Origin of the sequence: Nonomuraea sp. NPDC050202 (assembly GCF_040656115.1) — a bacterium.
GTDB lineage: Bacteria > Actinomycetota > Actinomycetes > Streptosporangiales > Streptosporangiaceae > Nonomuraea.
In genome coordinates, this window is sequence record NZ_JBFALF010000039.1 from 18,279 (window position 1) to 29,047 (window position 10,769).

The following is a 10,769-nucleotide window of genomic DNA, read 5'->3' on the forward strand; positions in this document are numbered from 1 at the left end:
GGGCGGGCCGATGTATCCCGCCTTGAGCCGGCGTCAGACGCGGTGACCGCGCCTGAGTCCGGCGACCAGGCCGACACCGACGATCGCGAGCACCACCTGCATCACCAGCTCGATCCAGTCGATGCCGGGAGTCGTCTCCACGCCCAGCACCTGGGCGAGCAGCGTGCCCACGAGGGCCGCCACGATGCCGACGACGATGGTGAGGATCCACCCGATGGCCTGCTTACCGGGAAGCAGCAGACGACCGATTGCGCCAATCACGGCGCCAATCACGATGGCGCCAAGGATGGATTCGATGGTCATGACATGAAACCTCCCCGTGAGGGTGAGCGGTTCACTCTCACGGGGAGGTCGCTACCCGATCTACGGCGATTATGCATGCCGTAAAGATAGGGCCAGGTCAGGTCGTGGTTCGGCCGGTACGGCCAGGACGGCCACCACCGCGTCCCATGCCCATGCGGGTCACAAGCAGCACACCGATGACGGCCAGAGCGAGCTGGAGTATGTGCTCGATCCAGTCGATCCCTCTCGTGTCGGCCCATCCGAGCGCATGCGCGATCAGCGTGCCGACCAGAGCCGCCACGATGCCGACGATGAGGGTCAGGCCGATGGACATGTTCTGCCTGCCGGGCACCAGCAGTCTGGCCAGCGCACCGACGATGGCGCCGATGACTACTGCGGATACAATCGCGCCGATCATGTGTAGCTCCCCCCGAGACGTTCACATGTCTTGGGAAGACACATACCCCCTGAGCAGGCAAACTACCCATGAGAAGGCGGCGGCCCGTACCGCGCCAGTGACGAACCGCCGCCTCCCGATCAGGCGGGCCAGGCGACCACCCGCCAGGACACCCTCACGCGTCCCTAGGTATGACGCCGGCAGCTCAGGAAAGGTTGACGACCAGCGCCGTCGCGATGGCCGCGACGCCCTCTCCACGCCCGGTCAGGCCCAGCCCGTCGGTAGTGGTGGCGGAGACGCTCACAGGGGCCCCCACGGCCGCGCTGAGGGCCTTCTCGGCCTCCTCACGGCGTGGGGCCAGCTTGGGCCGGTTGCCGACCACCTGGACCGCCACGTTGCCGATCTCGAAGCCGGCGGCGCGTACCTGGCGGGCGGTCTCCTCCAGCAGGGCGGCACCCGAGGCGCCCGCCCAGCGCGGGTCGGCGGTGCCGAACAGCCGGCCCAGATCGCCCAGCCCGGCCGCCGACAACAACGCGTCGCAGGCGGCGTGGGCGGCGGCGTCGCCGTCGGAGTGGCCTTCGAGGCCGGTCTCACCCGGCCAGTGCAGGCCCGCGAGATTGAGCTCGCGGCCTGAGTCACTCGATGAGAACGGGTGGACGTCGACACCGACGCCCACCCGTGGAAGATTCGTGTTCAGGAGTTGAGAACCTCGTCGAGCAGGGCCTCAGCCTTGTCCTCATTGGTCTTCTCGGCCAGGGCCAACTCGCTGACCAGGATCTGGCGAGCCTTGGCGAGCATGCGCTTCTCGCCTGCGGACAGGCCGCGCTCGCGGTCCCTCCGCCACAGGTCCCGAACCACCTCGGCGACCTTGTTCACATCGCCGGAGGCGAGCTTCTCGAGATTGGCCTTGTAGCGACGAGACCAGTTGGTCGGCTCCTCGGTGTGCGGCATCCGAAGGACATCGAAAACCCGCTCAAGGCCTTCCTGACCGACAACATCGCGCACGCCGACGAGTTCTGCGTTTTCAGCTGGCACCTGGACGGTAAGGTCGCCCTTGTCGACCTTGAGCACCAGGTAGGTCTTTTCCTCACCCTTGATGGATCGCTTCGTGATTGCTTCGATCCGAGCAGCCCCATGGTGGGGGTAGACGACAGTGTCGCCGACCTGGAAAGTCATGTGACAAGTACCCCTTCCGCTGTACTCCAGGGTACCACGCATCCACAGCCTCCCGGAACAGTGAAATCCTCATAACTGCAGGTCAAGGCCGCATATTGGGGCTTGACAAGCGCTCAACTCTATGAATCGCATTTCCGGACATAGCGAATGACCTGCGGGGGTGTGGATATGACCTTGCATTGGGGTGGATATGGTGGGCGCTGCACATCACGCACGCGCGACACCTGCGCAAGACCAAGGAGTACCCGCCCGTGACCAGCCGTCGCTGGATTGCCGTAGCCGCCGCGTTCTTGGCAGCCCCCGCGCTCGCGGGCTGCGCGGCCGGATTCGACGCCACCACCAACCAGCCCTACGCCCCCGCCGAAGCACAAGTGCTGATCGATAAGGACGCGTACGGCAAGAGCGGCATTCACATCCCGCAGGCGTTCATCCTCGGGCCCGACTCCGGGGCCCAGATCCCCTGGCGCGGCTCCGCCCCCGTCTACCTCAACATCCTGAACACCGCGGGCGCCCCCGACACCCTCCAGGCGGTCTCGGCCGGCAACATGGGCACGGTGAAGGTCACGGCCCCGATCCAGCTCCCGAGCAACACGCTCGTCAACACCGGCAAGCCCACCCCGCAGATCATGCTCGAGGCGATCCCCAAGAGCCTCAGGGGCGGCGAGACCATCAAGCTGGACCTCCAGTTCGCCAACGCCGGGGTCGTGTCCATGAACGTGCCTGTGGTGACGCGCAGCCGCGAATTCAAGGACTACCCGCCGGCCCCCGGCGCCACCGCGGCCCCCACGCCCACCCCGACCCCGTCCGCCACCGCGGCGGAAGAGGGTCACTGATCGCACGAGAAAACCCCGGTACCACGTGGTACCGGGGTTTTTCCACATTCGCCTACTCCTCGACGGCGTCGAACTTGTAGCCCAGGCCGCGCACGGTCAGGATGCAGCGCGGGTTCGAGGGGTCCGACTCGATCTTCGCGCGCAGGCGCTTGACGTGCACGTCCAGCGTCTTGGTGTCGCCCACGTAGTCGGCGCCCCAGACCCGGTCGATGAGCTGGCCCCTGGTCAGCACCCGCCCCGCGTTGCGCAGCAGCACCTCCAGCAGCTCGAACTCCTTCAGCGGAAGCTGCACCTGCTCGCCCCGCACGGCCACGACGTGCCGGTCGACGTCCATGCGTACCGGGCCGACGGCCAGCACGGCCGTCTCCAGCTCCTCGACCACGTCGCCCTGGCGGCGCAGCACCGCGCGGATGCGGGCCACCAGCTCGCGTGAGGAGAACGGCTTGGTGACGTAGTCGTCGGCGCCCAGCTCCAGGCCCACGACCTTGTCGATCTCGCTGTCCTTGGCCGTCAGCATGATGACCGGCACCTTGGAGCGCTGCCGCAGCGAGCGGCACACCTCCGTGCCGGGCAGGCCGGGCAGCATCAGGTCGAGCAGCACCAGATCGGCGCCGTTGCGGTCAAACGTCTCCAGCGCCTCGGGCCCGGTCGCCGCGACGGACACCTCGAAGCCCTCCTTGCGCAGCATGTAGGACAGGGCGTCGGAGAAGGACTCCTCGTCCTCCACCACCAGAACTCGGGTCATGAGTCCTCCTCCGTCGGCCTCATGACCAGGGTGCTGTGTCCGATGGTTCCTTCGCTTCGCTCAGTCACGAGGCTGCCTCCAGGGGAATCGAGGGTGGTACTGCCACCGCCGTGCCGCCGAAGGCGGGCAGGCGGAGGGTGAAGGTGGAGCCGGACCCTTCCTTGCTCCAGACGGACACCTCGCCGGCGTGCGCGGCGGCGACGTGCTTGACGATGGCGAGGCCGAGGCCGGTGCCGCCGGTGGCGCGCGACCGGGCCGCGTCCACGCGGAAGAAACGCTCGAAGATGCGCTCCAGCGCCTCCTCGGGGATGCCGATGCCCTGATCGCTGACGCTGATCTCGACGGAGTCGCCCGCGGGCCGCACGCTGACGACGACCCTCGTGTGCTCAGGGCTGTAGGCGACGGCGTTGTCGATCAGGTTGCGCAGGGCGGTGACGAGCAGTTCGTCGTCGCCCCAGATGCGCAGGCCCTCGGTGCCGCCGGTGACGAGCATGATGTCCTTGGCGGAGGCCCTGGTGTTGCAGTGGTCGATGGCGTCGTGGATCGCTTCGTCGATCGAGACCTGACCCGGCGTCGGGATGGGCTCTGCGCCCTGGATCCGGCTGAGCGTGATCAGGTCCTGGATGAGGTAGTTGAGCCGGGCGGCCTCGTGCTGCATGCGCCCGGCGAAACGGCTGACCGCCTCGGGGTCGTCGGCGGCGTCCTGGATGGTCTCGGCCAGCAGGCTCATGGCGCCCACCGGGGTCTTCAGCTCGTGGCTGACGTTGGCGACGAAGTCGCGGCGCACGGCCTCGACCCGGCGCCGCTCGGTCTGGTCCTCCGCCAGCACCAGCACCTGGCCGTAGGAGCCGAGCGGTGCCACGCGGACGGCGAAGTTGGTGGTCTCCTGGCCGAACTTGTGCCCGGCGACGTCGATCTCGCTCTCGCGGATCTCGCCGTCGCGGCGTACCTGCCTCGCCAGGGCGAGCAGCTCCGCGGCCATCAGGCGATCGCCCTTGACCAGCCCGAACGCCCGTGCGGCCGAGCTGGCGCGCAGGACGCGGTCGTGGGCGTCAAGGACCACGGCGGACGAGGGCAGCACGGCCAGCACCGACGCCACGCCCTGCGGCAGCGCGGCACCGGTCTCCACGCCGTCCGCCGCGGCGGAACGGCTCGGGGCCTCGATCTGATTGCGGTAGAACAGGACCGCCAGCGCGCCCACCACGAACCCGGCCAGGGCCGCGAAGCTCATGGCCATCTCACTCATGCCTCCGATGGTAGGTGGCGTTTCCGCAGGGACAGACCCCCTCATCAGGGGATGAACGGCCCTTTCCTGGAAAGTTCATCTTGCTGTAGGGGTTCGTTCATCGAGCGGGTCGTACGGTGACGACATGCGCGACGCGTACCATGAAGAACTTGATGCACTGACAGACAAGCTGGTCGAGATGACCCGCCTTGTCCGCTCGGCGATATCCCGTGCCACCACGGCCCTCCTCGACGCCGACCTCCAGCTCGCCGAGAGCGTCATCTCCCGCGACGAGGAGGTGAACGCGGTGTTCGCCGACATCGAGACGTCGATCTTCGAGCTGATGGCCCGCCAGCAGCCGGTCGCGGTGGACCTGAGAATGGTCATCACGGCGCTGCGCATGGGCACCGACCTGGAGCGCATGGGCGACCTCGCGGTGCACGTCGCCAAGGTGGCCCGCCTGCGGCACCCCGATTCCGCCATCCCGCCGGGGCTGCGCTCCACCATCCTGGAGATGGGCCAGATCGCCGAGAACCTGGTCACCAAGGCGGGGAGCTGCGTGGCGTCGCGTGACGTGGAATCGGCGATGGAGCTGGAGCAGGACGACGACGCGATGGACCGGCTGCATCGCAAACTGTTCAGGAACATCCTGGCCAAGGACTGGCAGCACGGGGTGGAGCCGGCGATCGACATCACGTTGGTCGGGCGTTACTACGAGCGGTACGCGGATCATGCGGTGCGGGTGGCGCAGGACGTCGTCTACCTGGTCACCGGCGCCCGCCCAAGCTAACAGCCCGTGACCGGGAAGTCTTGAGAACCGCATGAACGTCTCGGGACCGCTCGAACGCCGCCCCGTCGAGCTGGGCGAAGGAGCATCCTCCGCCCAGCCCTTCAACCGGTCTGCCCGAAGGAGATGCTAGAGCCACGTCCACGCCCTGCGCGCACATCCAGCGCCGGCGTGGGCGTTATGGGCGCTTAATTCCCGGCTGGCGGCCAGCTTTCCCACTGCGGAGGTGGCGGGTTCATCGCATCCCTGTACCGCTCCGCCTTGTCCTGACAATCGGGGCAGAGAGGCTCATCCGTGGACCGGGCCACGGCTTCCGGTTCGGCCGGCCGCAGGGTGCCCAGGACGCTGAATCCCGGCGGAAGCCCGGTTTGCGGGTCTATCAGGAAAGTGACGACCTCTCTCGGGTCGTAGGTGAATTCGCGCTTACAGACGAAACAACGGCCTGTCGCCATGTCGCGCTCTTCCGACATGAATCCTCCTCCGGACGGCCCGCCCGTACTGAGCCCTGTGGTCAGTATCGGTCAGGAATCGAGAAGCGGCGGTTCAGCGGCCGCCTCTAGCGTGACCTTCATGGACATCTCCATCCATTCGAGCTTCCTCCCGCACGACGACCCGGACGCCTCCCTGGCCTTCTACCGAGACGTTCTCGGCTTCGAGGTCCGCGAGGACGTCGGGTACGACGGGATGCGCTGGATCACCGTGCACCCCGCCGGCCGGCCCGGCACGTCCATCGTCCTGCAGCCGCCCGCGGCCGACCCAGGCGTCACCGAGGCCGAGCGCCGCACCATCGCCGAGATGATGGCCAAGGGCACCTACGCCGGCATCCTCCTGGCCACCGCCAACCTCGACGGCCTCTTCGAGCGGCTGCAGGCGGGCGACGCCGAGATCGTGCAGGAGCCGATCGAGCAGCCGTTCGGGGTTCGTGACTGCGCCGTGCGCGATCCCGCCGGCAACCTGATCCGCATCCAGGAAGTCCGCTGAGCCGTCCGCGTGCCCTTCGACGAGGAGGTTTCCCGTGAACTCGAGCAAGTGGGTCCGGCAGAGTCACCGCTGGTTGTCCGTCGCCTTCACCACGACCGTGCTCATCGCCATCGTCGCCGTCTCGCAGGAGAGTCCCGCGATGTGGGTGTTCTACCTGCCGCTGGCGCCGCTCGTCCTGCAGTTCCTCACCGGCCTGTACCTGTTCGTGCTGCCGTACACGGCCAAGGGGCGCGGCGGGCCGCGGGCTGCCCGCGAGTGACGAGCCTGCTGGGACTGGGTGGCAGGGGAGCCGCCCGCCGGGCCCGCGGGTCACCGGAGCGTCCGCCACGGCGCGAACGCGTGCGGGACGCCGTCGAGGGCGGGGGCGAGCTCGGGATGGTGGCGCAGCAGGACCTCGGTCATGCCGGTCCTGTCGATCCAGCCCAGCCCCTCGGGGCTGTAGGTCTCGGGCGTGTACAGGTCGGTGAAGAACGGGTCGCTCTTGAGCCGGCGGGACGCCATGAGCACGAACACGCGGAACGCGGTATCGGACAGCGCGAAGCCGGGCGGCTTGGGCTCGGCGAGCAGCCCGATGGTGACGTCGACGCGCTCGGGGTCGCCCTCGTAGACCTCTTCGAGCTCCCGCGCCCACCCGGGGTCGCCGGTCATCCGGGCGAACTCCGTCACCGGTGGTCTGCGCAGCATGCGGCGGAAGTCGTTGTAGCGGGGCACCCCGCGTTCGCGGTCGCGCAGGATGTCGAGGGTGCCCACGTCGATGCGCTCGCCGCTGACGCGCACCAGATCGCGCATGGCGTTGGGATGGTTGTGCAGGGTCAGCGCCCCGGGGTTCATGGCGCCGAAGGAGTAGAGCCAGTCGGACATGCCGTGCCTGTCGACGGCGGCGCGGGTGTGCTGTCCCTGGATCGGGAGCAACTCCTCGGTGGTGATCAGGCTGCCGTCGCGGTGGGAGCGGACCGGGTAGTCGTCGCGGATCAGCGGATGGAACCGGTAGGAAGCGATGAACTCCTCCGTCATCGAGTACGGCGCGGCGTGGTGGTCCATGGGCGAGCCGAGGATGCCGGAGATCACCTCGCCGCGCCCCACGCGGCCGTGACGGCGGCGGAAGCCGGGCCCCAGCAGCCCTGACCAGTTGGTGTTCATGCCCACGCGCACGGCCCGGTTGTCCAGGATGCCGGGGGTCCACTCCACGGTGTGGATCTTGGCCATGACGGCCACGTTGACCAGGCGGGCGGTCTGGAAGAGCCGCTCGTCGTCCCAGGACGGGTACGCCTCGCGCAGCATGCCGCAGATGGCGTTGTGCTCCTTGACGAACAGGGTGTGCAGCAGCGCCAGGCCGACCCAGTAGTTGTCGTTGAACCCGGTCAGGTCGATCCCGGCCAGGCCCGGGGCGGTCTCCTCCGGCAGGCGCCCGCCCTGGAGGATCATCATGCCGTCCTCGCCGGTGCGCAGCGAGCGGCAGTGCCGCTCTGAGCTGCCGTAGAGCTGCGAGCCGTCCCACCAGTGGGTGACCGTGTTCTCGTAGGTGGGCGGGGCGCCGGGCACGGTGTGGGGCGTGGGGTCGGGTCGGCTGCGGCGTACGCGCATCGTCGGCTCGTGCCAGGGGTCGCCCTCGGCGATCGGCACCTCGATGGGGTCGATCAGATGGTTGTCGCCGTGGCTGAACCAGTCGTGGTTCTGGAACTGGATCCACGCGGCGGCCAGCATGTTCAGCGATGGGGCGGGGATGAGGTCACGCCTGGTCAGCAGCCTGTTGCACACCTCGCGGGGGCTGGGTGACAGCAGCCTGTCCGGCGGGTCCGGATGGGTCAGGGCGAGCGGCGCGTTGCGGTCGAAGCGGGTGCCGGCCCGGCCCATGTCCGCGTCGGTCGGGTCGTAGCGGGAGCCGTCGTAGGTGCGGTGGCGCGGCCTGGCCCGGGCCGGGGTGCGGGCCCGTTCGCCGCCGGCCGGGCGGGTGTCGTGGAGGTTGTGGCGGCGCAGGGCCGCCCGCATCCTGGCCAGCGCCAGGAGTTGCAGCAGGAACGGTCGTTCGTACCACTCCTTGGCGATCTTCGTCCTGAACATGGCCGATCACCACCTTTCACTCCTTCACTGATAGTAATTGTTTAACTACTCTTTGTGTATACCTGCTCCCGGATGTTCATCCATGACGTTCTCTTGTGATCGGGCCCGGTGGCGCGGTAGAAACATCCGAAACCACATTCTTCAGGCCTCGATATAAGCCAGGACGCGCGAGAGAGCGCTCTCTCATAGCGATCCGGCGATGTCCAGAGCACTGCGGACCCCGCAGTGGAAGGGACGGACCGTATGACGACGACCCAGCCTCCCGGCGGCCGGGCGCCGCGATTCGGCCTCGTGCTGACGACCGCCCTGTTGACCGCCGCCGTCACGACCACCGTCTTATCGGCGGCCACCCCCGCCGTCGCGTCACCCGCCACCCCCGACTTCGGGCCGAACGTCACCGTCTTCGACCCCGGCATGCCGGTCGGCGACATCCAGGCCACCCTCGACGCCGCCCACGCCGCCCAGGTGGACGACGAGATGGGCACCACCCGCCACGCGTACCTCTTCAAGCCCGGCACGTACGGCACCGCCGAACAGCCGCTCCAGATCAAGGTCGGCTACTACACGGAGATCGCCGGCCTGGGCGCCTCCCCCACCGACGTCGTCATCAACGGCAAGGTCGAGGTCTACAACCGCTGCCTGGCGGACGGCGGCACCGGCAACTGCCTCGCGCTCGTCAACTTCTGGCGCACCCTGTCGAACCTGTCGATCAACATCAACGCCGCCGGCCAGGACGGCTGCCGGTCGTCGGCGAACTTCTGGGCCGTCTCCCAGGCGGTGTCCCTGCGCCGGCTCGACGTCACCGGCGGCACCTTCTCGCTGATGGACTACTGCACCGCCGGCCCGCAGTACGCCAGCGGCGGCTTCATCGCCGACTCCAGGCTGCCGTCCGTCACGAACGGCTCGCAGCAGCAGTGGCTGACCCGCAACAGCGAGGTCGCCGGCTGGTCGAACGGCGTGTGGAACCAGGTCTTCTCGGGCGTCACCGGCGCGCCGGCCGAGACCGGCTTCCCGAACCCGCCGTACACCACCCTCGACACCACCCCCGTCAGCCGCGAGAAGCCCTACCTGTACGCCGACGCCAAGGGCAGGTACAACGTCCGCGTGCCGGCCGCCAGGCGGGACACCCGCGGCGTCTCGTGGGCCGCCGGTCTGACGCCCGGCCGCACGCTGCCGATCACCGACTTCTTCGTCGCCAGGCCGTCCGACTCCGTGCACGACATCAACAGGCAGCTCGCTCGCGGCAAGAACCTGCTGCTCACCCCCGGCGTGTACGACATCGCGCGCAGCATCGAGGTCAAGCGTCCCGACACGGTCGTGCTCGGCCTCGGGCACGCCACGCTCACCGCCAGCCGCGGCTCGACCCCGATCGAGGTCGCCGACGTGCCCGGCGTGGTCGTCGCGGGCGTCACCATCGACGCCGGCACGGAGAAGTCGCCGGTGCTGCTGCGGGTGGGCAAGCGGCACGGCGAACGGCGGGCCTCGCCCGGCAACCCGACGACCCTGTCCGACGTGTACTTCCGGGTCGGCGGGCCGCACATCGGCAGGACCGACGTCGCGCTCGAGGTCAACAGCGACCACGTGCTCATCGACCACACCTGGGTGTGGCGGGCCGACCACGGCGTCGAAGGCCTCGACGACACCCAGCGCTGGAACACCAACCTGGGCCGCAACGGCGCCGTCATCAACGGCGACCACGTGACCGCGACCGGGCTGTTCGTCGAGCACTTCCAGCAGTACAACACGATCTGGAACGGCGACGACGGCACGACGATCCTGTACCAGAACGAGCTGCCGTACGACCCGCCGACCCAGGCCGACTGGATGAACGGCGCCGTCGAGGGCTGGGCCGGCTACAAGGTCGGCGACCGCGTGCGCCGGCACCGCCTGTACGGCGGCGGGGTCTACGTCTTCAACCAGAACAATCCGCAGATCCACACGGAGAACGGGTTCGAGGTGCCTCGGTCCCCTGGCGTGAGGCTGCACCACATCATGACCGTCAACCTCAGCGCCGGGACGATCGACCACGTCGTCAACGGCGTCGGCGATGCGGCCGACACCACCAAGGTCGGCGCGCCCGTCTATGTCACGGACTATCCCGCCCCGTAGGGCCCGTCCCGTAAGGCTTGCGCGGTCGGCCGTTGCGGTCGGCCGTTGCGGTCGGCCATTGCGGTCGGCCGTTGCGGTCGGCCGTTGCGGTCGGCCATTGCGGTCGGCCGTTGCGGTCGGCCGTTGCGGTGGGCCGGCGCTCATCCCCCCCACGCCACCCCCACCGGCCAGGC

The 10,769-nt window shown here is 68.7% G+C and carries 12 protein-coding genes; 5 read left to right on the plus strand and 7 right to left on the minus strand.

Annotated features, from left to right (window positions below; translation table 11 throughout):
- Positions 1 to 33: 33 nt before the first annotated feature.
- The 4 genes from AB0I79_RS52160 to AB0I79_RS52175 form a co-directional block, all read right to left on the minus strand.
- Complete coding sequence (locus AB0I79_RS52160) at positions 34 to 303, minus strand: GlsB/YeaQ/YmgE family stress response membrane protein (RefSeq protein WP_357890976.1); 270 nt, start codon at positions 301 to 303, stop codon at positions 34 to 36.
- A 97-nt stretch (positions 304 to 400) separates the two neighbouring features.
- On the minus strand, positions 401 to 700 hold the full coding sequence (locus AB0I79_RS52165; RefSeq protein ID WP_357890979.1) for a GlsB/YeaQ/YmgE family stress response membrane protein: 300 nt from the start codon (positions 698 to 700) through the stop codon (positions 401 to 403).
- A 184-nt stretch (positions 701 to 884) separates the two neighbouring features.
- Positions 885 to 1,355: a 2-C-methyl-D-erythritol 2,4-cyclodiphosphate synthase gene (ispF, locus tag AB0I79_RS52170; protein WP_357890982.1), complete on the minus strand. Its 471-nt coding sequence runs from the start codon at positions 1,353 to 1,355 to the stop codon at positions 885 to 887.
- 17 nt (positions 1,356 to 1,372) lie between these two features.
- Positions 1,373 to 1,855 (minus strand): CarD family transcriptional regulator, encoded by a 483-nt coding sequence (locus AB0I79_RS52175; RefSeq protein ID WP_043624891.1) that lies wholly within the window; start codon positions 1,853 to 1,855, stop codon positions 1,373 to 1,375.
- Positions 1,856 to 2,034: 179 nt separating this feature from the next.
- On the opposite strand from AB0I79_RS52175, the gene AB0I79_RS52180 reads away from it, so the two are divergent.
- Complete coding sequence (locus tag AB0I79_RS52180; protein ID WP_357890985.1) at positions 2,035 to 2,688, plus strand: copper chaperone PCu(A)C; 654 nt, start codon at positions 2,035 to 2,037, stop codon at positions 2,686 to 2,688.
- 52 nt (positions 2,689 to 2,740) lie between these two features.
- On the opposite strand, the gene AB0I79_RS52185 is transcribed toward AB0I79_RS52180, so the two are convergent.
- Positions 2,741 to 3,433 carry a response regulator transcription factor gene (locus AB0I79_RS52185; protein WP_185110404.1) on the minus strand — a complete coding sequence of 231 codons (693 nt, stop codon included), beginning with the start codon at positions 3,431 to 3,433 and terminating at the stop codon, positions 2,741 to 2,743.
- A gap of 64 nt (positions 3,434 to 3,497) precedes the next feature.
- Complete coding sequence (locus AB0I79_RS52190) at positions 3,498 to 4,679, minus strand: ATP-binding protein (protein WP_357890988.1); 1,182 nt, start codon at positions 4,677 to 4,679, stop codon at positions 3,498 to 3,500.
- Between the two features lie 124 nt (positions 4,680 to 4,803).
- On the opposite strand from AB0I79_RS52190, the gene phoU reads away from it, so the two are divergent.
- From phoU to AB0I79_RS52205, 3 genes are all read left to right on the plus strand, one after another.
- Complete coding sequence (gene phoU, locus AB0I79_RS52195) at positions 4,804 to 5,448, plus strand: phosphate signaling complex protein PhoU (protein ID WP_357890991.1); 645 nt, start codon at positions 4,804 to 4,806, stop codon at positions 5,446 to 5,448.
- Between the two features lie 567 nt (positions 5,449 to 6,015).
- Entirely contained in the window at positions 6,016 to 6,426 is a 411-nt protein-coding gene (locus AB0I79_RS52200; protein WP_357890994.1) for a VOC family protein, read from the plus strand.
- A gap of 34 nt (positions 6,427 to 6,460) precedes the next feature.
- Positions 6,461 to 6,685 (plus strand): hypothetical protein, encoded by a 225-nt coding sequence (locus AB0I79_RS52205; RefSeq protein ID WP_357890997.1) that lies wholly within the window; start codon positions 6,461 to 6,463, stop codon positions 6,683 to 6,685.
- A gap of 50 nt (positions 6,686 to 6,735) precedes the next feature.
- On the opposite strand, the gene AB0I79_RS52210 is transcribed toward AB0I79_RS52205, so the two are convergent.
- Positions 6,736 to 8,487 (minus strand): peroxidase family protein, encoded by a 1,752-nt coding sequence (locus AB0I79_RS52210; protein ID WP_357890999.1) that lies wholly within the window; start codon positions 8,485 to 8,487, stop codon positions 6,736 to 6,738.
- Positions 8,488 to 8,730: 243 nt separating this feature from the next.
- Between AB0I79_RS52210 and AB0I79_RS52215 the strand changes: the two genes are divergently transcribed.
- Positions 8,731 to 10,596, plus strand: a complete 1,866-nt coding sequence (locus AB0I79_RS52215) for an adenylyl cyclase (protein WP_357891002.1) — start codon at positions 8,731 to 8,733, stop codon at positions 10,594 to 10,596.
- The last annotated feature ends 173 nt before the right edge of the window (positions 10,597 to 10,769 follow it).

What these genes read in the sequence shown, in the direction of transcription:
- AB0I79_RS52160 (WP_357890976.1), bottom strand. Translation starts at nt 303, where the DNA reads ATGACCATCGAATCCATCCTTGGCGCCATCGTGATTGGCGCCGTGATT.
- AB0I79_RS52165 (WP_357890979.1), bottom strand. Translation starts at nt 700, where the DNA reads ATGATCGGCGCGATTGTATCCGCAGTAGTCATCGGCGCCATCGTCGGT.
- AB0I79_RS52175 (WP_043624891.1), bottom strand. Translation starts at nt 1,855, where the DNA reads ATGACTTTCCAGGTCGGCGACACTGTCGTCTACCCCCACCATGGGGCT.
- AB0I79_RS52185 (WP_185110404.1), bottom strand. Translation starts at nt 3,433, where the DNA reads ATGACCCGAGTTCTGGTGGTGGAGGACGAGGAGTCCTTCTCCGACGCC.
- AB0I79_RS52190 (WP_357890988.1), bottom strand. Translation starts at nt 4,679, where the DNA reads ATGAGTGAGATGGCCATGAGCTTCGCGGCCCTGGCCGGGTTCGTGGTG.
- phoU (WP_357890991.1), top strand. Translation starts at nt 4,804, where the DNA reads ATGCGCGACGCGTACCATGAAGAACTTGATGCACTGACAGACAAGCTG.
- AB0I79_RS52200 (WP_357890994.1), top strand. Translation starts at nt 6,016, where the DNA reads ATGGACATCTCCATCCATTCGAGCTTCCTCCCGCACGACGACCCGGAC.
- AB0I79_RS52210 (WP_357890999.1), bottom strand. Translation starts at nt 8,487, where the DNA reads ATGTTCAGGACGAAGATCGCCAAGGAGTGGTACGAACGACCGTTCCTG.
- AB0I79_RS52215 (WP_357891002.1), top strand. Translation starts at nt 8,731, where the DNA reads ATGACGACGACCCAGCCTCCCGGCGGCCGGGCGCCGCGATTCGGCCTC.